Annotated in this window: 22 protein-coding genes; 11 read left to right on the top strand and 11 right to left on the bottom strand. The window is 55.6% G+C overall.

Annotated elements, in window-relative coordinates:
• Positions 1–13: 13 nt before the first annotated feature.
• From ATO67_RS16210 to coxB, 8 genes are all read right to left on the bottom strand, one after another.
• Entirely contained in the window at positions 14–790 is a 777-nt protein-coding gene (locus ATO67_RS16210) for an SURF1 family protein (protein WP_067651555.1), read from the bottom strand.
• Complete coding sequence (locus tag ATO67_RS16205) at positions 759–1142, bottom strand: DUF983 domain-containing protein (protein ID WP_067651975.1); 384 nt, start codon at positions 1140–1142, stop codon at positions 759–761. The genes ATO67_RS16210 and ATO67_RS16205 overlap by 32 nt, the downstream gene beginning before the upstream one ends.
• A gap of 85 nt (positions 1143–1227) precedes the next feature.
• Entirely contained in the window at positions 1228–2103 is an 876-nt protein-coding gene (locus tag ATO67_RS16200) for a cytochrome c oxidase subunit 3 (protein WP_067651552.1), read from the bottom strand.
• Positions 2104–2204: 101 nt separating this feature from the next.
• Positions 2205–2807, bottom strand: a complete 603-nt coding sequence (locus tag ATO67_RS16195; RefSeq protein WP_067651548.1) for a cytochrome c oxidase assembly protein — start codon at positions 2805–2807, stop codon at positions 2205–2207.
• A gap of 27 nt (positions 2808–2834) precedes the next feature.
• On the bottom strand, positions 2835–2966 hold the full coding sequence (locus ATO67_RS23740; RefSeq protein WP_103086986.1) for a hypothetical protein: 132 nt from the start codon (positions 2964–2966) through the stop codon (positions 2835–2837).
• Positions 2966–3919 (bottom strand): heme o synthase, encoded by a 954-nt coding sequence (locus ATO67_RS16190; protein WP_067651547.1) that lies wholly within the window; start codon positions 3917–3919, stop codon positions 2966–2968. Before ATO67_RS16190 ends, ATO67_RS23740 begins: the two co-directional genes overlap by 1 nt.
• Before the next feature lie 119 nt (positions 3920–4038).
• Positions 4039–5733: a cytochrome c oxidase subunit I gene (gene ctaD, locus ATO67_RS16185; protein ID WP_067651545.1), complete on the bottom strand. Its 1695-nt coding sequence runs from the start codon at positions 5731–5733 to the stop codon at positions 4039–4041.
• A 17-nt stretch (positions 5734–5750) separates the two neighbouring features.
• Positions 5751–6614: a cytochrome c oxidase subunit II gene (gene coxB / locus ATO67_RS16180; RefSeq protein ID WP_067651972.1), complete on the bottom strand. Its 864-nt coding sequence runs from the start codon at positions 6612–6614 to the stop codon at positions 5751–5753.
• A gap of 336 nt (positions 6615–6950) precedes the next feature.
• Between coxB and ATO67_RS16175 the strand changes: the two genes are divergently transcribed.
• The 5 genes from ATO67_RS16175 to ATO67_RS16155 all read left to right on the top strand — a co-directional run bounded on the left by ATO67_RS16175 (position 6951) and on the right by ATO67_RS16155 (position 10652).
• On the top strand, positions 6951–7493 hold the full coding sequence (locus ATO67_RS16175) for an invasion associated locus B family protein (RefSeq protein WP_067651543.1): 543 nt from the start codon (positions 6951–6953) through the stop codon (positions 7491–7493).
• 65 nt (positions 7494–7558) lie between these two features.
• Positions 7559–8974, top strand: a complete 1416-nt coding sequence (gene tldD, locus ATO67_RS16170) for a metalloprotease TldD (RefSeq protein WP_067651541.1) — start codon at positions 7559–7561, stop codon at positions 8972–8974.
• An 8-nt stretch (positions 8975–8982) separates the two neighbouring features.
• Positions 8983–9525, top strand: coding sequence for a GrpB family protein (locus ATO67_RS16165; protein WP_067651530.1), 543 nt, complete (start codon positions 8983–8985; stop codon positions 9523–9525).
• Between the two features lie 13 nt (positions 9526–9538).
• The gene (locus tag ATO67_RS16160; protein WP_067651527.1) at positions 9539–9976 is read left to right on the top strand and encodes a bleomycin resistance protein; all 438 of its coding nucleotides are present in this window, start codon (positions 9539–9541) and stop codon (positions 9974–9976) included.
• A gap of 13 nt (positions 9977–9989) precedes the next feature.
• On the top strand, positions 9990–10652 hold the full coding sequence (locus ATO67_RS16155) for an HAD family hydrolase (RefSeq protein ID WP_245304007.1): 663 nt from the start codon (positions 9990–9992) through the stop codon (positions 10650–10652).
• Here the strand turns inward: ATO67_RS16155 and ATO67_RS16150 are convergent.
• Together ATO67_RS16150 and pdxH are read right to left on the bottom strand one after the other, a co-directional pair.
• Positions 10645–10950, bottom strand: coding sequence for a pyrophosphohydrolase domain-containing protein (locus tag ATO67_RS16150; RefSeq protein ID WP_067651520.1), 306 nt, complete (start codon positions 10948–10950; stop codon positions 10645–10647). The genes ATO67_RS16155 and ATO67_RS16150 overlap by 8 nt on opposite strands.
• 104 nt (positions 10951–11054) lie before the next feature.
• Complete coding sequence (gene pdxH / locus ATO67_RS16145) at positions 11055–11675, bottom strand: pyridoxamine 5'-phosphate oxidase (protein WP_067651518.1); 621 nt, start codon at positions 11673–11675, stop codon at positions 11055–11057.
• Between the two features lie 102 nt (positions 11676–11777).
• On the opposite strand from pdxH, the gene ATO67_RS16140 reads away from it, so the two are divergent.
• The 4 genes from ATO67_RS16140 to ATO67_RS16125 all read left to right on the top strand — a co-directional run bounded on the left by ATO67_RS16140 (position 11778) and on the right by ATO67_RS16125 (position 15178).
• Positions 11778–12182, top strand: a complete 405-nt coding sequence (locus ATO67_RS16140; protein ID WP_425352224.1) for an RT0821/Lpp0805 family surface protein — start codon at positions 11778–11780, stop codon at positions 12180–12182.
• Positions 12183–12400: 218 nt separating this feature from the next.
• Positions 12401–13492, top strand: coding sequence for a DnaJ C-terminal domain-containing protein (locus ATO67_RS16135; protein ID WP_067651967.1), 1092 nt, complete (start codon positions 12401–12403; stop codon positions 13490–13492).
• A gap of 153 nt (positions 13493–13645) precedes the next feature.
• On the top strand, positions 13646–14464 hold the full coding sequence (gene fabI, locus ATO67_RS16130) for an enoyl-ACP reductase FabI (protein ID WP_067651516.1): 819 nt from the start codon (positions 13646–13648) through the stop codon (positions 14462–14464).
• Between the two features lie 111 nt (positions 14465–14575).
• Complete coding sequence (locus tag ATO67_RS16125; protein ID WP_067651514.1) at positions 14576–15178, top strand: histidine phosphatase family protein; 603 nt, start codon at positions 14576–14578, stop codon at positions 15176–15178.
• A 3-nt stretch (positions 15179–15181) separates the two neighbouring features.
• Here the strand turns inward: ATO67_RS16125 and ATO67_RS16120 are convergent, their stop codons facing one another.
• Positions 15182–15442: a DUF1344 domain-containing protein gene (locus ATO67_RS16120; protein ID WP_067651511.1), complete on the bottom strand. Its 261-nt coding sequence runs from the start codon at positions 15440–15442 to the stop codon at positions 15182–15184.
• 283 nt (positions 15443–15725) lie between these two features.
• On the opposite strand from ATO67_RS16120, the gene ATO67_RS16110 reads away from it, so the two are divergent.
• Together ATO67_RS16110 and aroC are read left to right on the top strand one after the other, a co-directional pair.
• Positions 15726–18875 carry a bifunctional diguanylate cyclase/phosphodiesterase gene (locus ATO67_RS16110; RefSeq protein ID WP_067651502.1) on the top strand — a complete coding sequence of 1050 codons (3150 nt, stop codon included), beginning with the start codon at positions 15726–15728 and terminating at the stop codon, positions 18873–18875.
• 140 nt (positions 18876–19015) lie between these two features.
• Complete coding sequence (aroC, locus tag ATO67_RS16105; RefSeq protein ID WP_067651964.1) at positions 19016–20113, top strand: chorismate synthase; 1098 nt, start codon at positions 19016–19018, stop codon at positions 20111–20113.
• Positions 20114–20115 lie beyond the last annotated feature (2 nt).

The following is a 20115-nucleotide window of genomic DNA, read 5'->3' as shown; positions in this document are numbered from 1 at the left end:
GCCTCCCGGTGCTTCATTCTCTGGAATTTCTTACGCCCCGGACATAGGCAAAACCTGCCACGATGACAAGGGCGGCGGCCAATCCGTACCATGTTATCGCATATTGAAGGTGATTATTCGGCAGATCGATCAGCGTCACACCGCCCTTCGGCCAACCGCCTGGATTGGGTGCGTCATTGGCATCAACGAAGAATGGCAGCACGTTGCCGGGCTCGATACCCGCGCTGTCGGTCATCGCGGCCAGGTCTTTCCAGTAGTAGATATTTTTCGCGCGGTCATTGTCTGGCAACAGGCTGGACGGCTTGGCCGCCAGACGAGCCCGCGCCAGTCCTTCGAGAGAAACGACACCGGATACTTCGCCCGCCGCCCGTTTTGCCTGCTCTTTCATATCGTAAGGCACGAAACCCCGGTTGACGAAAATCGTGCGGCCATCGCTAAGGCGCAGAGGTGTGTAGATGTAATATCCGCTCTGCCCCTGAAACGTCGCGAAAAAATGCTGTTCTTTCGTGTGGTCGAACGTGCCCGACAGCGCGACGGTGCGATACTCGATATCGCCACCCGACGCAGCGAGTGTCTCGATATCTGAAAGCGGAACGGGTGCTGCATGAATACGCTGCTGGATATCCGCCATCAGCGCTTCTTTCCAGTACAGGCGTTTCACCTGCCATGTACCGAGCGCCAGCAGGAGTACGAGAACCAGAAGGACGAAAGGCGCCGCAAACCAAAGGCTACGCTGAGTGGAGGTGGTGGTCTTCGTATCAGTCACGATCAAGGCTGCCTTCGCGTGCATTGTTGCGATATTGCAAGGCGATCATGATGCCCTTCATCTTCTTCAGCAAAATCAGCGAGATGATAATCGCAGCGGGTATCCAGATCAACGCATGCACCCAGACGGGCGGCGCAAAACGCGCATCGAGCCACAGCGCCATACCGATGATGAGAAACCCGACGATGAGCATGACGAAAACAGCAGGCCCCTCGCCCGCGTCGGCAAACGCATAATTTAGGCCGCAGGCGCTGCAACGCGGCTTCAGCTTCAGGAAACCATCGAAAAGCCGACCGTGGCCGCATCGGGGGCAACAGCCGCGCAGACCCACTTTCACGGGGTCTACAGGTGGATAGAGCATGTCATCATCTTGCATCGTCGTCTCGTTTCCACACTGCCCCGGGGTGTCAGAAAAGCAAAGGGCGGCACGCGCCGCCCTTTTCAAAACCTATGCGTCTGTCTCAACCCGCCAGAGGCGCGCCCCAGCCGCCCCATACGTAGATAGCGAAGAACAGGAACAGCCAGACCACGTCCACGAAATGCCAGTACCAGGCGGCGGCCTCGAAACCGAAATGATTCTTGGACGTGAAATCTCCTTTCATGGCGCGCAGCAGGCAGACCAGCAGGAACACGGTACCGACGAAAACGTGGAAGCCGTGGAAGCCTGTCGACATGAAGAACGTCGCGCCATAGATGGAATTCTTGAAGTCGAACGGCGCGTGCATGTACTCGTAGACCTGCACGAAGGAGAAGAACGCTCCAAGGGCCACCGTCAATGCCAGGCCGGAAATCAGGCCCTTCCGGTCATTGTGCAAGAGCGCATGGTGCGCCCATGTTACGCATGTGCCGGACAGCAACAAAATGACGGTATTGTAGAGCGGCAGATGCCAAGGGTCGAGAACTTCAATGCCCTTTGGTGGCCATTGCCCGCCGGTGAATTCCAGACGCGACGCCTGAATAGCCTCATGTGGATAGAGGCTGGCATCGAAATAGGCCCAGAACCATGCAACGAAGAACATGACTTCCGACGCGATGAACATGATCATGCCATAGCGCAAATGCAGCGCTACCACGCGGGTATGGTGGCCCTCATGCCCTTCCTTCACGGTATCTGCCCACCAAGCATACATCACGTAAAGAATGATGGCCAAGCCGACATAGAACAGCCAAGGGTTAGCCCATTCCAGACCGAACATCTTGAACGAGCCACCATTCAGGTAACGAATGTAACAGATGGCGCCAAAGGCAATGAAAAATGCACCGACCGAGGCCAAAAGCGGCCAGGGGCTGGGGTCTATGATGTGGTAGTCATGTTTTTTCTGATGTGTCTCTGCCATGTGAACGATCCCCGCAGGCTCTTCCCTAGTCACTCAATATAGTCGCATCCGTTAAGATGCCACTCATGCAGCACGACCAAAACCGGTCGTACCTCCCTCACTCAAAGCTTCGTTTCGTCACGTTCAGTCTTTACCGGCAAGGACGCAACCGGTTTTTCCGTCTTCGACGGATAAAATGTGTAGGACAGTGTCAATGTATGGATGTTCTTCGTTTCCCGAGCAGTGACGATCTCAGGGTCGATGAAGAATACGACCGGCATCTCAAGCGTTTCGCCCGCCTGCAAGGTCGTTTCCGTAAAACAGAAACATTGCACCTTGTTGAAATAGGCACCCGCCTCCATCGGCGTCACATTGAAGACCGCACTTCCGGTGGTAGCCACCGGTGAACGGTTCGTCGCCCTGAACATGACCTGTACGGTTTCACCGATTTTTGGTTCAACGGATTTGCTAACTGGCTGGAAATCCCAGTTCAAACCGTTGGAGGTATTCGAATCGAACGTCACTTTCATCGTCTTGTTGAGAATGACATCCGAATATTGTTCGACGCGCTGTGTCGTGCCGTTATAGCCGGTGACCTGGCAGAAAAGGCGATATAGCGGAACCGACGCATAGGCCATGCCCACCATGCCGCAGACAAAAACCAGACACAGCACTAGGATCGAGCTGTTGCTCGTTTTCTTTGCTGATGTTTGTGTTGCTGTCATATCCCTCCCCCTCGTGCCGTCCGGCGTTTAAAAGTCGCCGATTTTTATAATGGTGATGACGTAGAAAAGAACGACCAGTGCTGCCAGCACGACGCCAAGAGCGATGTTACGACCACGGCGCGATCGCTTCTGCGCATCGTTCAGCTTGATCGTTTCCATTATGCCACCCCTTGAATCAATGTCAGAAATGACGGCGCGAGATGATCGGCAAGAAGCCCCGAGAAAATCGCGAAGAGATAGAACACGGAATAGGCAAACATCTTTTTCGCCTGCAACATCCGCTCATCTCCGTCAGGCATGCGCCGGACCGAGATGGAACAGTAGATGAAGATGGCGCTGAGAACGGCTGCAAAGATACCGTAGCCGCCACCTGCCAGGCCCGTAAAGTAAGGTGCCACTGCGACGAAAGCTGTCAGAACTGCGTAAGCGATCATCTGGTTCTTGGTGGAGCGTTCACCGGCAACATTCGGCATCATGGGAATACCAACCGAGCCGTAATCGCGCATCTTGAAGAGTGCCAGAGCCCAGAAATGGGCTGGCGTCCAAAGAAAGATGATGAGGAACAGGATGGTGCTGTCCAGCGATACACCACCGGTGACGCAAGCCCAGCCGAGCATGGGTGGAAACGCGCCAGCTGCACCACCGATGACGATATTTTGCGGCGTCGAGCGCTTCAGCCACATCGTGTAAACCACGGCATAGAAGAAAATCGTGAAAGCCAGCAGGCCGGCGGCAAACCAGTTCACGGCCAGACCAAGAATGGCAACCGAAAACACGGACAGCGTCAGACCAAAGGCAAGCGCCTCACCCGGCTGGATGCGGCCGGAGGGTATCGGGCGCTTGGCGGTACGGCTCATGACCGCGTCGATATCGGCGTCATACCACATGTTCAATGCGCCGGACGCGCCAGCACCCACCGCGATGCAAAGGATGGCCACCACTGCCAATACGGGGTTGATGCTGCCAGGTGCCAGGACGAGGCCAGCAAAACCGGTGAACACCACCAGCGACATGACGCGGGGTTTCAGCAGTTCGAAATAATCGCGCGCGCCCGCCTCGGACAGCTTGAAGCTATCCATGTCCAGCGCGTCGTGATTGTCGATAACAGTCATTTTTCCTGCTTTCATAGGAAACGCCGCGCATATATGCGGCGCTCCTTTTACGTCTTTTGTCTGAGCGTGAAACTGACATCTATCATGTTCAGCCGGGACACACGCTCTGACAAAATGCCTCAGCGGATCCGGGGAAGCTGTTCCCACTGGTGATATGGCGGCGGCGAAGACAGCTGCCACTCCAGTGTTGTCGCACCTTCACCCCATGGGTTATCGCCAGCCACACGCTTCTTGGCAAACGCTTCCCACACACCGGCGAGGAAGATGAGGACGGCCACGGCGGAGATATAAGACCCGTAGGACGACACCGCATTCCAACCGGCATAGGCATCCGGATAGTCGATGTAACGACGTGGCATACCCGCCAATCCGAGGAAGTGCTGCGGGAAGAAAATCAAGTTGACGCCGACGAACATCACCCAGAAGTGCAGATTGCCGATCTTCTGGCTGTACATGTAGCCGGTGATTTTCGGGAACCAGTAATACCAGCCCGCAAAGATCGCAAACACCGCACCCAGCGACAGCACGTAATGGAAGTGCGCGACCACATAGTAGGTGTCATGCAGAGAACGGTCGAGACCGGCATTGGCCAACTGAACGCCCGTCACGCCACCGACGGTGAACAGGAAGATGAAGCCGATCGCCCAGATCATTGGCGTCGTGAAGGTCAGCGAACCGCCCCACATCGTTGCGATCCAGGAGAAAATCTTGATGCCTGTTGGCACAGCGATGACCATGGTCGCGAAGACGAAGTAACGCTGCGCTTCCAGCGACAGACCGACGGTATACATGTGGTGCGCCCACACAATGAAGCCGACCGCACCGATGGCGACCATGGCGTAAGCCATTCCGAGATAACCGAAGATCGGCTTTTTCGAGAAGGTCGAAATGATGTGGCTGATGATACCGAAACCGGGCAGGATCAGAATGTAGACTTCCGGGTGACCGAAGAACCAGAACAGGTGCTGATACAGGATCGGGTCACCGCCGCCTTCAGGCGCAAAGAAAGACGTCCCGAAGTTGCGGTCTGTCAGAAGCATGGTGATGCCGCCCGCCAGAACAGGCAGAGACAGGAGCAGAAGAAACGCTGTGACCAGCACCGACCACGCAAACAGCGGCATCTTGTGCAGGGTCATGCCCGGTGCGCGCATGTTCAAAATTGTGGTGATGAAGTTGATGGCACCGAGAATGGAAGACGCACCGGCAATATGGAGCGCGAAGATTGCGAGATCCACCGCGGGCCCTGGCATGCCGCTGGTTGAAAGCGGCGGATACATGGTCCAGCCACCGCCGACACCATAGGCACCGGCCGGTCCTTCAACGAAGAGCGACAGAAGCAGCAGGATGAAAGCCGGTACGATCAGCCAGAACGAAATATTGTTGAGGCGGGGGAACGCCATATCCGGCGCGCCGATCATGATCGGCACCATCCAGTTGGCGAAGCCGCCGATCATGGCTGGCATGACCATGAAGAAGATCATGATAAGCGCATGTGCAGTCGTGAACACATTATACATGTGCTTGCCGCCATCGATGGCAGCATCACCCTCAAAACCATAAACCATGGCAGCGAGGCCGTGGAAAATCTGAATGCCCGGCTCCTGAAGCTCCATACGCATGACAACCGAAAGGCCACCACCGATGATGCCTGCGATGATCGCAAAGATCAGGTAGAGCGTACCGATGTCTTTGTGGTTGGTCGAAAACAACCAACGCTGAGCGAAGCTCGGTGTGTGCGCGTGGTGCGCGTGATCATCATGATGCGCTTCGCGCTCGACAGAGTGATGATCGTCGTGTGTGGAATGTCCAGCCATTGTCCTCACTCCTTACGTTATTTGGTTTCGTTTTCGGCGACCTGAACGGTGCTTTGCGCACCATCCACCGAAGCCATGAGCGCCCGGTTCGCACCGCTCAAATCTGAGGCGGCAGCGGCGTACCAGGTTTTGTATTGCTCTTCGGAAACCACCCGTATGGCGATTGGCATGTAGGCGTGATCCTTGCCGCAAAGCTCGGAACATTGCCCATAATAAAGGCCTACTTTTTCGGGCTTGAACCATGTTTCGTTCAAACGACCAGGAACGGCATCGATCTTGACGCCGAAAGCTGGCATCGCAAACGCGTGAATGACATCTGTTGGTGCCGCTGTAACCAGGAGGCGAACAGTCTTGCCGACAGGAACGACCATTTCGTTATCGACGGCCAGAAGACGCGGATAGACAGCCTTATCGTCTTTGCCGGCTGCTGCGCGGTCAACATCCTTCAGCATGTAGCTGTCGAACGCCAGCGCTTCTACACCCTCGGCTGCCGTGTACTCGTAATTCCACTGCCACTGCGTTGCGGTCGCCTTCAGCGTCAAATCCGGATTTTCCGGCTGAGTCAGCTGTGCGTTGAGCAGGTTGAAGGAAGGGAATGCCAGGAACATCAGGATCAGAACCGGAGCGAGCGTCCAGACGATTTCGATGGCGGTGTTATGACTGGTCTTGGATGCAACCGGGCTTTTCGATGCGCGGAACTTTACCGCCACCACAATCAACAGGACAAGCACGAAAAGCGTGACCGGAACGATGAACCAAAGCGTATATTGTTCGAACCATCGAATTTCATGCATGATGGGCGTTGCCGCCTCCTGCAATCCCATCTGCCAATCTCTCGGCTGATCGGCACGAGCACCGACCGCCGTGAGTAGACAGATCATGCCCACCAAGCTTGCGTAAATTCTGTTAGTCACGGTACCTCTCCCTCACGCGTTTGATCATGATCACTCTCAAACGCAGAATCCATGCTTATATCAATGACTCAAATCATAGTTTGTCTTTCGCCGCAATATCGCCTTGGTTGGCAACGGTCTGATTTTTCAGCCTATCCCATCTTCCGGTCGGCCCTAGGCGGCCCTTGCGAGACAGCATTCGCGCAACGTCACATGCGCAAAGTCCTATTTTGGCCGCACTCCCTTGGAATTGAGGAGGATGGCTCTTTCATTTCCCGGTCGGGACGTCAAAATAGCCGCACTGATTCGAATCCTGAGGTATCCATGCGTCTGTCCCCGATTGCGCGCGCTTTTTTTATCGCCGCCGGTCTCTCCATTATCGTTCCAGCCGCAGGTTTTGCGCAGCAGCAACCGGCACCGGTTCAGCCGCAGCAGCCGGGAACGCCAAAATCGACGCATGGCGCGTGGTCCGTCATTTGTGACAAACCTGCCGGTGCCTCCGAAGAACAATGCGCTTTGATGCAGAACGTGATTGCAGACGACAGGCCCGAGGTCGGCCTTTCCGTCGTGATCTTGAAAACGGCGGATCGCAAATCCCGTATTCTGCGCATTCTCGCGCCACTTGGTGTTCTCCTCAAGGACGGCATGGAGCTCTATATCGACAATAACAATATCGGTCGTGCCTATTTCACACGCTGCTTTTCCGAGGGTTGCTACGTGGAAGTCGACATCGATGACGAGCTGCTGAAGGTTCTGCGCGCCGGTAAGAATGCCGTGTTTGCACTGCGCGAATCCGTCGATCAGGACCGCGTCGGCATTCCAATCGAATTGCGCGGCTTTGCCGAAGGCTACGACACGCTTCCCTGATCAATCTTGCGCCTTAGGTCTCCAGCACTTAAATGCGCTGTTAACAGCCACGACTGGAGCCCGCGATGACCCAAGACCTTTTGACCCTTTTCGATTGCGACGAAGGACGGTTGCGCGCCCAGATCGCCGATGCTCTCTCAGGTGCTGACGATGGCGAGTTGTTCGTTGAGCATGCACAGGCGGAATCGCTTACCTTTGACAATGGCCGCCTCAAGGGTGGAAGCTTCAATACCGACCAGGGCTTCGGGCTTCGTGCCGTCGCTGGTGAGACAGTGGGTTACGCGCATGCGGGCGAGCTATCGTTGGCGGCGCTGAGGCGCGCATCCGATGCTGTCGGCGCAGTCACAAAGGGCTATGCAGGCTCCTATGCGGCGGCCCCACAGCGCACCAACAAGAAGCTCTACGGTGATGAAAACCCGATCGGGGCGCCAAGTTTTGAGGAAAAAGTCAAGCTTCTGACCGAAATCGACACCTATCTGCGTGACAAGGACCCGAAGGTGCGTCAGGTCACGGCAAGCGTCGCGGCAAGCTGGCAGATCGTGGACATCCTTCGCGCCGATGGTCATCGTGTCAGCGATATCCGCCCCATGACCCGCATCAATATTTCCGTGATTGCGGGGGAAGGTGACCGGCAGGAAAGCGGTTCCTACGGCATTGGCGGACGCGTCGGTTTCGGCGATTTCATCACAACTGAAAACTGGCAGCGCGGAGCCGACGAGGCGTTGCGGCAAGCCTTGGTCAATCTCACGGCCATCGATGCGCCCGCTGGCACCATGGATGTGGTACTGGGTGCCGGTTGGCCGGGCGTCATGCTGCACGAAGCCGTCGGCCACGGGCTGGAAGGTGACTTCAACCGCAAGAAAACCTCTGCCTTCGCGGGACTTCTCGGTGAGATGGTCGCCGCTCCCGGCGTCACCGTAGTGGATGATGGCACAATCGACAACCGTCGTGGCTCACTGACGGTAGACGACGAAGGCACGCCTTCCGCCTATAATGTGCTAATCGAAAACGGCAAGCTTGTCGGTTATATGCAGGACCGGCAGAACGCCCGATTGATGGGCATGAAAGCCACCGGCAACGGACGTCGCCAAGGATATTCGCACGTGCCCATGCCACGCATGACCAATACCTACATGCTCGGTGGCGACAAGACGCCGGAAGAGATCATCGCTTCGGTCAAGAAGGGCATCTATGCCGTTTCGTTCGGCGGCGGCCAGGTGGATATTACCTCCGGCAAATTCGTCTTCGGCTGCACGGAAGCCTATCTCATCGAAAACGGCAAGATTGGCGCACCGGTCAAGGGTGCGATGCTGATTGGCAATGGACCGGATGCAATGAAGCGTGTGACGATGATCGGCAACGACATGAAGCTCGACACCGGCATCGGCAATTGCGGCAAGGCCGGCCAGTGGGTACCAGTCGGCGTGGGCCAACCGCACCTTCGCATGGATCAGATCACGGTGGGCGGGACGAAGGCCTGAAGGCAAGCATGGGAACACCAGTCAAGATCGTCCCCCACGATCCTTCTTGGTCTTCGATCTACGTCATGATCGAGGGCCGACTGAAAAACCTGCTGGGTTCAAAAATTGCCGAAATCCACCATATCGGCAGTACTGCCGTCCCGGGTCTGGATGCAAATCCTTTTATAGATGTCGATATTGTGCTCTCAGACATCATAGATATCGACCCCTGTCGTTTATTGCTAGAGCAAGCCGGTTACGAAGCGCGTGGCAGCAGGCACGGTGATGGTGTCTGGGCCTTCATGATCCGAAGCCCTCTTCCAGGCCAGCGTATCTATCTATGTCCGCCCAAAAACGAAACACACAGACAACGTTTGCTTTTTTGTGACATTTTACGTTTCCACGATGACATCAGGCAGGACTATGCAGCACTCAAAAAGATGCTGGCCGAACGCCACTCGCACGATGGTGACGCATACACAGTTGCGAAAACAGATTTTATACGCAACATATTGACCCGATATCAGAATATCCACGACGCTGGTACGTCCCGGCAAAACCCACCCAGGTAATTCCAAGGACGACATGACTTTTACAGCAAATGCTCTTGTTCCCGAACTGGCCGTCAGCGACTGGCCGAAGAGCCGCTCTTTTTATTGTGATCTCATTGGTTTTCATGTGGTTTACGAAAGACCGGAAGAAGGCTTCACCTATCTCGCGCTCGGCGATGCGCAACTGATGATCGACCAGATGGGTGCCGGGCGAACCTTCGAGGATGAAACCGTTCCCGTTACATACCCCTTCGGCCGCGGCATGAACCTGCAGCTTATTGTGCCATCATTGGAAAACATTCTCGAGCGCTTGCAACGTGCGGGCATCGAGTTGTTTTTGCCACTTGAGGAAAAATGGTATCGACGGGGCGAGACGGAAGTCGGCAACCGGCAGTTTATTGTAGCGGACCCTGATGGTTATCTCATCCGGCCCTTCGAAAGCCTGGGCGAGCGCCCTTTTCGATTCGGTTGATATGGAGAACGTTTTGCTCAGGCCGAAAGCCGTTATTTTCGATATGGACGGCCTTCTGATCGAAAGCGAGAAGCACTATCGGGACTCGTTTTTAGCCGCCTCCGATGAGGGTGGGCACGGCATGGCCGTCGATGTGTATCAGCGGGTTTGCGGCAGTCCGTGGGATGTCATCACGAAAACCATTCGCTCTGAATATGGCGAAGATTTTCCAATGGATAATTTTCGCGATGCGTGGCTTCGGCACCTGGCAATCCAGATGGCGGATGGTGTGGCGCTAAAAGACGGCGTCCTCGAAATCCTCGATCTGCTGGATGAACTGCACATACCACGGGCTATTGCCACCTCATCCGGCCATGAGTCCGTCAACCGCCACTTGGGGCCATTCGATCTGACCCGACGCTTCGATCATATACTGGCGCGTGGAGACTATGCCGAGCCGAAGCCGTCTCCCCATCCCTATCTCAGCGCCGCCAAACGCCTGGGGTTTTCGCCACAGGACTGTCTTTCGCTTGAAGATTCCTATCACGGCGTCCAGTCCGCATGGAGCGCCGGAACACAGACAATTATGGTTCCGGACGTCGCACCAGCAACGGATGCGATGCGGGAAAAATGCGTGGCGATCTGCGACAACCTCTTCGAGGTCGCGGGACTTCTGAAATCCGCGGAGGCTAAATAGCCGGTTCGAAGCGCCATTTTCGTTGGATGGATGCCTCCAGATCAAGCCCGCTATTATGGGCGAGAAGCAAGACGTGACCGAGAAGGTCTGCGGTTTCATCCGATAGATCCTGACGCATTTCCTCTGCGGTCTTGCCTTTACGGCGTCCACGTCCGCTCAGCCGGTTCCACGCTTGCGTCACCTCGCCGACCTCCTCCTGAAGCTTGAGAAGATACCAGTCGGGATCTCGCTCGATACCATTGGCGAGCGCATATTTTTGCGAGGCGAGTTCGAATTGCTGCATGAGTTGAGAAAGCATATGTTCTTCCTTTGTTCATGCGCAATGTTGATCATATTTTCGATGGGGTGTCGATACCGATAATGCGGCGCGGCGTTTCGGCCGCGTCGCATTATTTTGTGTGTTCAAGGGTACATCCGTACCTTGGACCACTCACCTTCCGGCGTTTCGCGGCGAAACTCGACGCGGTCGTGCAGGCGGAACTTGCCGTCCTGCCAGAACTCGATGGTCAAAGGCTGAATGCGGAAACCAGACCAGTGCGGGGGGCGGGGAATATCGCCTATCGCGTATTTTGCGGTGTAGGTCGCGACGGCTTTTTCCAGCGCGAATCGGCTTTCCAGAGGACGGGACTGCTTGGATGCCCAAGCGCCGATGCGGCTGCCGCGTGGACGCGATGTGTAATATTCATCTGCCTCCTCGTCGCTGACAACCGCGACGGAACCACGAACCCGCACCTGCCGGCGCAGGCTTTTCCAGTGAAAACACATGGCGCCCTTCTGTTGACCCAACAGTTCCAACCCCTTGCGGCTTTCAAAGTTCGTGTAGAAAACAAAACCCCGTTCATCGGCATGTTTCAGCAGAACCATGCGAACGCTCGGCATGCCTTCTTCGTCCACCGAGGCGAGCGCCACGGCGTTTGGATCGTTGATTTCAGAGGCTGTTGCATCCCGCAACCAATCCGCAAAAAGTGCAAAAGGTTCATTTTCCTCTGTAAAGTCACTGGATGTTAACCGACTTTCCGACATATTGAATAAAATGCTCCTGAGCTGATTTGCGTACCAGAAATGTATTCTGGCCTAGAGATGGTGATCGTCATAGCAAAGTCGAACAGTCGAACAAAGAGCTTCTTGTCTTCAGTCGTGGATGTTTCCGCCGCTGCTTGCATGCTCGTCATATTGACCGGTTGCGTCAGTCTGGATTTGTTTGGTGGCGAAAAGGTCGACAAATCCCTGTCCACCGCTTCCGTCCCCAACCAACAGACGACCCAGACACTTTCAGATGATGCGACCATCCGCAACGCCGTCACCTCTGCCGATCTTGCCAAGATTTCGGATTCTCCCCTTCCATGGGCCAACGCAGCAACGGGAAGTGCTGGCGTTGTAACCGCCATTCGCGAAGACAGAAACACCGGTTTCGTCTGCCGCAACTTCAATACCACACGCCATTCCTTTGAAGGTGTTGCCAGCTACAGCGGGCAAGCTTGCCTTTCCGAGACAGGCGAATGGTTGATGACCAGCTTCAGCCAGAAATAAAACATTTACCCTGTCTATCATTACAGGCCCGGCGACCGGCCAAGTCACGTCCCTGTAAAGGTCTGATTAGCAAGTTCTTGCGACAGTCAAATCCGATTTCAAACTGAACGATGCAACGCAAAGTCTGTGTGCACGTTCAAGACGGGTGGTCTTCATGTTGCAGGCTTTTCATGACGAAAAAATACGGCCTGCACCGGTTGGGGTGATTGGTGGTTCGGATGCGTGATCCTTACTCTATTCTGGGCGTTCAAAGAGATGCCGGATCAGATGAAATAAAAGCAGCCTGGCGCTCGCAAGCGAAAGCCGTGCATCCCGATCACAACCAGACAGATCCGGACGCAACCGCACGTTTTGCAGAAATCGGCCAAGCCTATGATCTCTTGAAGGACCCCCAAAAGCGCGGCCTGTACGATCAGGCCCGGCGCGTGGCAGAAACCAAAAAGCGCGACCAGACCATCATGCAGCAGCGCGCTGCCGCCAGAGAAGCCGCACAACGCGCCAAAGCTGCCGAAAAGCTGATGGAAGAGCTTGAGAAGGCGCAGGCTCGAACCAGCAAAGCAGACCCAAACACTGACAACGCGAAGCCGGAATCAGCCGAGGACATGCTGGAGCGTATTTTCGGCGCCGACGCAAAGGCGAAGGTAGCTTCCACAAAACCTGAGAGCAATTCCGAAGATCCGAACATGTCAACCGAAGAGCGTGCTGCTGCGCAAACCGAGAAGATGGAAGCACGTGCAGCGCAGGCCAGCAGCTTTTTCAGCGCCCTTATGCGCCGCATTCGCGGCACCACTACAGTACCCGAAAAGGCGCCCGATATCACTGCCGAGGCCATCGTAACCGTTTCCGATCTCATCGAGCAGAAATGGGTGACGGTCGGCATGCCGGAAGATCGTGAAGTCCGCTTTCAGCTGGAACCCGGCATGACGGACGGTCATGTCGTTCGCCTGAAAGGGCAAGGCTTGAAACTACCCGAATCGGCACGCGGCGATCTGGTGGTAACGCTTTTGGCTTCGCGCAATGATACATTCTCGATCAGGAATTTCGACATCCACACAACGTTCCCGATCTCACTGGCGGACGCTGTTCTCGGTTGTGAAGCTACGGTTCAGTCTCCCCATGGCGAGCTGAAAGTGACCGTTCCGGCATGGTCTGGTTCTGATCGCGCGATCCACGTCGAAGGCAAAGGGTTGAAGGACGGATCAGGCGGCTACGGTGATTTCGTTGTAGAACTTCGCATCATTCTGCTGGAGTCGCCGGACGCAAAAGTCATGGATCTCATGCGCCATATGCGCGAAGGGCTCTATCTGTAGAGCGCATTCAGCGTTTTTTGACCTTGTTGCTCACGAAAGGCGTGAACAACGCACCCATTGTTACGTTCCCTAACATGAGATGATCCAGCCCTGCTTGAACAGGCGTTCTGCCTATGCCATAGGCAAGTTCGATTTAAGAATAGGGAGCACAGAATGGCTCAGACATCTGGCCTCATGGCTGGCAAGCGTGGCCTCATCATGGGCATCGCAAACAATCGTTCCATCGCATGGGGCATTGCAAAGGCCTGCGCCGATGCCGGTGCTGAACTCGCTTTCACCTGGCAGGGTGATGCGCTGAAGAAGCGTGTAGAGCCATTGGCCAAGGAACTTGGCGCGTTTATGGCTGGACATTGCGACGTGACTGACCTTGGAACGATCGATGGCGTTTTCACCAACATCGAAGCGCATTGGGGCAAGATCGATTTCGTCGTTCACGCCATCGCCTTTTCCGACAAGGATGAGTTGACCGGCCGTTACCTCGATACCAGCCGCGACAACTTCAATCGCACTATGGATATCTCGGTTTATTCTCTGGCTGCGGTTGCAAAACGCGCCGAACCGGTAATGAACGATGGCGGCGCACTTTTGACGCTGACCTATTACGGCGCTGAAAAAGTCATGCCGAACTACAATGTCATGGGTGTTGCAAAGGCTGCTCTGGAAGCCAGCGTACGCTACCTGGCCGTAGACCTCGGCAATCGTGGCATTCGCGTCAATGCTGTTTCGGCAGGCCCGATCAAAACGCTGGCTGCCTCAGGCATCGGTGATTTCCGCTATATTCTCAAGTGGAACGAATATAACGCACCGCTCAAGCGCACCGTTTCCATCGAAGAAGTCGGCAAGTCCGCCCTCTACCTGCTTTCCGATCTGTCAACGGGCGTTACGGGTGAAATTCACCACGTCGATTCCGGTTACCATACGATTGGCATGAAGGCGGTGGACGCCCCTGATATCTCCGTTGTAAAAGACTGAATGACAGATATCTCGCGCAAACGTGTACAGTCGTTTTGCGCGGGATATGCAATGAAAAGCGACATGCAGCGCTTCGGCGCATCGTCGAAAGACCAAGACAGGGGTTGAGTATTGCTGGTCTATGTTATCCGTCACGGACAGACAGACTGGAATGCAATCCGCAGACTGCAAGGTCAAAAGGATATTCCCCTCAACGACTTCGGTCGTTCGCAAGCCACTGAAAACGGCAAGACCCTTTCCCGCATCCTTGGCAAGACCGTCAACGATTTCGATTATGTCGCCAGTCCATTGGGCCGCACACGCGAAACGATGGAACTGCTGCGCGGGGCTATGGGACTGGACCCGACAGCCTACCGCACGGATGAGCGTCTTGTGGAGATTTCCTTCGGTGACTGGGAGGGCCAAACCCTTCCCGAACTGAAGATCACCGAACCCGAGAAAGTAAAAGCCCGCAAAGCCGCAAAATGGGATTTCATCCCGCCGGGGCAGGATGCTGAAAGCTACGAAATTCTCTCGTGGCGTATCGGTGCCTGGCTGTCTTCGGTTGATCGTCAGACGGTCTGCGTTTGCCATGGCGGCGTGATACGTTCGATGTTTCGCCTCGTATCCGGCATTGAGAAAGACATCGCCGCGGAAATTCCAATTCCACAGGACCGTATTTTAAAAGTGGAAACGGAACGGGGTATTGCCGAGTGGATCGACGCCGCTGCGTGATCGCTACTGGATGACCTCGAGGTCATCAACCACGCGCTTGCCATCGACTTCAGTGTAGAACACCACAACCTTCACACCCGCCTGCAAGCCATCGAAGTTGAATTCTTCCGGCACCTTGTAACTCTTGCCGTCCTCGAGCGTGATCGTCAGCCCTTTGACGTCAACCTTGCTGATCGTCGATTCCACATCCACGCTCTGCGCGAACGCATTGAAGGGAGCAAACAGACCGGCTGTGGCCAAAAGTGCGGCAATCATCAAACGCATCGCTATGGCTTTCTTAAAGGTGCTGAAAAACTTCATATGCGACAAGATTTGCCTCCCGAATGTGGCGGAATTCGCCCGCAAGCATGACATTTTCAATCCAATTGATGAACGGATTTTAACCTTTAATCAAGCCTTTAGAGAGCTCACCCCTTTTGATCGCCTCATCCGCATCAACGTTGCTTTAGAGTGATTTAAAATGAGAACTGTAGTCTTCGATTCAGATTATATTGTATTTTAGGCTGTATAGCAGAGAAAAATGCGATACTGCCAAAGGATAAATTGAGTGACTGCTTGGGCCGATATCGGGGGACGCCTTAACGAAATCGTCAGACGCAGGATCGTCGCCGCCCTGTTGGCGATGGCAATGGCTGGCATGATGCTTGGCGCGTTCAACCTCATCGACCACCGGGGCGCGGCGTCGCTTCGCGAAGACCTGGAAACGCACACCCGATATGCGCTCGATGTTCTGCACGACAGCCTTGTCATGCGTTTGAACAACGATGTCTCCACACTGACATCTCTTGGGCACTACGCGACACTGACCCCGGGCGAAACCTCGGCGGGACTGGACAAAATCGCCGACTACCAGTTGCAGCAATCCCATCATTTCATCGCCATCGGGTTCGCACGCGATTTTCACCTGGAAAAACTCTACACGTCGCAATCTGTACCCGATTTTCCCCGAGACCAGATAGGAACGATGCTGAGGGACCGGCTGGCAAAACTTGCAGCCCTTCCGCCACAGGATCGCCTGCCGGAAACGCAAGTCTTCGAGCCTGCTGCAGGCGGCACCATCATGGTGATCGTGACCGTTCCTCCAGCTTCGTCGGTCGGCGCCGAGAAAGACGATCTGGTCTTGGCCGTCGTCGATCGCAGAAAACTTTTCGAGACAATCGGCCACGACACCACGACGCCGCTCGATGCCAGTTCCGGCCAGATCAGGTTCGAAATCCGCGACACGCTGACGAATGAAGTGGTGGGCAGCGTGCTGGAACCATTGCACGAGGATCCCGTCATCAGGGCGGTGGATTTGCCCGGATCGCGGTGGGAAATAAGCGCCACACCTGTTTCTGGCTGGGATGCGGTCAAGCCCTATTACAAATCTCTGCGAACGACCCTTGCCATCGCAGCGATCTCCATGCTTCTGCCCATTCTCGTGGCGGGACTGCTTCTCTCCGAGAGAAATCGCAACATAAAAACACTTCGTCTACGCGAGACGAAACTTCTCGAGCTTTCCCAGCGCTTCAGGCTGGCGATGGACTCCTCCAGCATCGGCATCTGGGAAATAGAAAACGATACATCACGCTGCTACCTGGACGAACGCGCAGCCGGTCTGCATGGCTTCCCTATGTTGGAACGGCGTCTGCTCCTGACCGAGTGGTTGACGGCACTCGTGATCGAGGACCGCTCGAAAGCGGCAAGGTTTTTCTTCAACTGCTCATCCAATCAGCAGACCTCGTCAGAGGTCTACAGGGTTCCGCTCCCGGGCGGAGCCACTCGTTACCTGCGTTCTGCCGGCTCCAGCTACATCAAACCGGACGGATCATATCAGACGACCGGTATTTTGTGGGACGTCACATCAGACATGATCATGGCGCAAAAGCTGCGCGAAGCGAAAGATAACAGCGATATCAAGAACGCCGAACTCGAACTGGCTCTCCACGAGCTATCGAGCCGTGAACATGAGCTGGAGGAACTGTCGGGACGCCTAACGCTTGCGCTGGACTCCTACAATTGCGGCATTTGGGAAGCGACCCACGACTATTCCAACGCGATCTGGAACGAGCGTATGTGCGAGCTCCACGGCTTGCCACCCGAGGCGGGCAGGCATGTGACGAAGGACGACTATCTGGCCTGTCTCCACCCTGATGAACGATCCATGGTTTTCGGTGGCGTGTCCAAAGATAGCGAAAGTCCAGATCGCATCTCGACCAAACGCATCATATTGCCGGACGGCAGCCTTCGATATGTCAGGGCAGTCGGGCGGCTTAACAGCAGCCGCGACGGCACCAGAAAGGTCGTCGGCATCGCCTTCGATGTTACCGCAGACGTCCTGCTCTCGGAACAACTCAACTCCGCCAAAGACGAAGCGGAAGCCAGAAACGCAGAACTTGAACAGGCGAAAACCCGCATCGAGCATAATGCTCTCCATGACCCACTCACCGGGCTTGCGAACCGCCGCAAGCTTGACCAGCATCTGGATGCCCTGTCATCGCCCTCTTCCGGAGAGCGCAAACGCTTTGCCATTCTCCATCTGGATCTCGACCGCTTCAAGCAGATCAACGACACGCTCGGTCATGCCGCTGGCGATGCAGTTCTCATCCACGCGGCGAAAACACTGGTCCGCAACGTGCGCGAGGGCGATATCGTCGCGCGCATAGGCGGTGACGAGTTCGTGATCCTCCTCTCCCAGTTGGGCGAAAAGGACAACGTCAAATCGATAGCGACGAAAATTATCTCGGCCTTCAGCTACCCCTTCGATTTTGAAGGTTTTACCTGCCGCTGCGGCGTTTCGATCGGTATTGCATTTGCAGAATCCGGTTCTGCGGATGCGCGCCGCACGTTGATCAACGCCGATCTTGCACTCTACCGCGCCAAGGCAACCGGGCGAAACCGCTTCGAGTTCTTCACCCAGAACCTTCAGGCTGAAATCGTCAATCACAAACGAACGGCAGACGAAATTCTGGCTGGACTGGAGAGAGGCGAATTCGAAGCCTGGTACCAGCCGCAGTTTTGCGCCAACACACACGCACTGACCGGTGTGGAAGCGCTTGTCCGCTGGCGCCATCCCGCCAAAGGCATTCTGACCCCGGACAAGTTCCTGAAAATTGCAGAAGAGCTGAACGTCGTGTCCACGATAGATCAGATCGTTCTGCAACACGCCCTGCAAGACAAGGAAATCTGGCGTCTGAGGGGCATTGATGTACCTCGCATATCCGTCAATGTCTCGGTTCGCCGCCTGCATGACGACCACCTGATCGACAGTCTCAAGGAGCTTGCCATCAAACCCGGCGAGATCACATTCGAGCTGGTCGAGTCCATTTTCCTCGATGAAAACGAAGATATTGCAACGAGCAATATCGAGCGCATCAAAGCTCTGGGAATCGACATCGAAATCGATGACTTCGGCACGGGTCATACGTCGATCATCAGCCTGTTGCGCCTCAAGCCCAAGCGTCTGAAGATCGACAGGCAGCTGGTCATGCCCATCATCGCGTCCCCGCAGGAACGGTCACTCGTCCGCTCCATCGTCGATATTGCCCGCTCGCTGGGTGTCGAAACCATCGCGGAAGGTGTGGAAACGCACGATCACGCCGTTTTATTGCGACAGATGGGTTGCGATATGCTGCAAGGATACGCTTTCTCCAAGCCGCTTCCGCCGGAAGAGTTCTCGGCTTTCGCGACCGCCAAGGAATGGCGCATGGTTTCGTGAAACGCGCCATTTCATGTTTCAAGGGAACGGAAATGGCAAAAGAAAGCCTTTTGCCTTCTCTGTTTTTTACACTATGAAAAGTCCGCCTCTTTTTAGAAATGCGTTCCGCATGCGGAATGCCACTGCCTCGGTCTGATCACATGTCGCATAATACCTTCGGTTATCTCTTCCGTGTTTCCACCTGGGGTGAAAGCCATGGTCCGGCGCTTGGTTGCGTCATCGACGGTTGCCCTCCCGGCATCCGCTTCACGCTCGCGGAAGTTCAGCAGTGGATGGACAAGCGCAAACCCGGCCAGAGCCGCTTTGTAACCCAGCGCCGCGAAGACGACATCGTCAAGGTTCTCTCCGGCGTGATGTTGGATGAAGACGGTGAGACGATGATCACCACCGGAACGCCGGTGTCGATGATGATCGAAAACACCGACCAGCGTTCCAAGGATTACGGCGAGATCGCCAAAAGTTTCCGGCCTGGCCACGCCGACTTCACCTATGATCTGAAATACGGAATTCGCGATTATCGTGGTGGCGGTCGCTCGTCTGCGCGTGAGACGGCAGCGCGTGTTGCAGCCGGTGCGCTGGCCCGCAAAGTGGTGCCGAGTCTCGATGTTCGCGGCGCGTTGGTGCAGATCGGCAAGCACAAGATCAACCGCGCCAACTGGGACTGGAACCAGGTCGATCAGAACCCCTTCTTTTGCCCGGATGCCGCAATGGTTCCTGTCTGGGAGGAGTATCTGGACGGCATCCGCAAGGCTGGCTCTTCGATCGGTGCTGTCGTTGAAGTTGTGGCCGAAGGCGTGCCTGCCGGTATTGGCGCACCCATCTATGCCAAACTCGATCAGGACATCGCCTCCAACCTCATGTCGATCAACGCCGTCAAAGGCGTGGAAATCGGTGAAGGTTTTGCCGCGGCCGAACTGACGGGCGAAGAAAACGCCGACGAAATGCGGATGGGCAATGACGGCAAGCCACTTTTCCTTTCCAATCATTCCGGCGGCATTCTGGGCGGTATCGCGACTGGCCAGCCCATTGTTGCGCGCTTTGCGATCAAGCCGACCTCGTCCATTCTGACGGAACGACAATCCATCGATACCGATGGCAATAATGTCGATGTCCGCACCAAGGGTCGCCACGACCCCTGCGTGGGCATCCGCGCCGTGCCGATTGGCGAGGCGATGGTGGCATGCACGGTTGCCGACCATTATCTGAGAGACCGCGGCCAGACCGGCCGCCTGAAATAGGA

The sequence above is a fragment of the Agrobacterium bohemicum genome (assembly GCF_001562555.1).
In the GTDB taxonomy this organism is placed as follows: Bacteria; Pseudomonadota; Alphaproteobacteria; order Rhizobiales; family Rhizobiaceae; genus Agrobacterium; species Agrobacterium bohemicum.
Note: the sequence above shows the minus strand (reverse complement) of the source record. Positions and strands in the feature narration are given on the sequence as shown.

Coding starts and splice junctions, on each gene's coding strand:
- ctaD (WP_067651545.1), bottom strand. CDS start 5,733: ATGGCTGGACATTCCACACACGACGATCATCACTCTGTCGAGCGCGAA.
- fabI (WP_067651516.1), top strand. CDS start 13,646: ATGGCTCAGACATCTGGCCTCATGGCTGGCAAGCGTGGCCTCATCATG.
- ATO67_RS16150 (WP_067651520.1), bottom strand. CDS start 10,950: ATGCTTTCTCAACTCATGCAGCAATTCGAACTCGCCTCGCAAAAATAT.
- ATO67_RS16200 (WP_067651552.1), bottom strand. CDS start 2,103: ATGGCAGAGACACATCAGAAAAAACATGACTACCACATCATAGACCCC.
- ATO67_RS23740 (WP_103086986.1), bottom strand. CDS start 2,966: ATGGAAACGATCAAGCTGAACGATGCGCAGAAGCGATCGCGCCGTGGT.
- ATO67_RS16210 (WP_067651555.1), bottom strand. CDS start 790: ATGCACGCGAAGGCAGCCTTGATCGTGACTGATACGAAGACCACCACC.
- ATO67_RS16190 (WP_067651547.1), bottom strand. CDS start 3,919: ATGACTGTTATCGACAATCACGACGCGCTGGACATGGATAGCTTCAAG.
- ATO67_RS16160 (WP_067651527.1), top strand. CDS start 9,539: ATGACTTTTACAGCAAATGCTCTTGTTCCCGAACTGGCCGTCAGCGAC.
- ATO67_RS16165 (WP_067651530.1), top strand. CDS start 8,983: ATGGGAACACCAGTCAAGATCGTCCCCCACGATCCTTCTTGGTCTTCG.
- tldD (WP_067651541.1), top strand. CDS start 7,559: ATGACCCAAGACCTTTTGACCCTTTTCGATTGCGACGAAGGACGGTTG.
- ATO67_RS16120 (WP_067651511.1), bottom strand. CDS start 15,442: ATGCGTTTGATGATTGCCGCACTTTTGGCCACAGCCGGTCTGTTTGCT.
- ATO67_RS16195 (WP_067651548.1), bottom strand. CDS start 2,807: ATGACAGCAACACAAACATCAGCAAAGAAAACGAGCAACAGCTCGATC.
- ATO67_RS16135 (WP_067651967.1), top strand. CDS start 12,401: ATGCGTGATCCTTACTCTATTCTGGGCGTTCAAAGAGATGCCGGATCA.
- ATO67_RS16175 (WP_067651543.1), top strand. CDS start 6,951: ATGCGTCTGTCCCCGATTGCGCGCGCTTTTTTTATCGCCGCCGGTCTC.
- coxB (WP_067651972.1), bottom strand. CDS start 6,614: ATGATCTGTCTACTCACGGCGGTCGGTGCTCGTGCCGATCAGCCGAGA.
- ATO67_RS16205 (WP_067651975.1), bottom strand. CDS start 1,142: ATGCAAGATGATGACATGCTCTATCCACCTGTAGACCCCGTGAAAGTG.
- aroC (WP_067651964.1), top strand. CDS start 19,016: ATGTCGCATAATACCTTCGGTTATCTCTTCCGTGTTTCCACCTGGGGT.
- pdxH (WP_067651518.1), bottom strand. CDS start 11,675: ATGTCGGAAAGTCGGTTAACATCCAGTGACTTTACAGAGGAAAATGAA.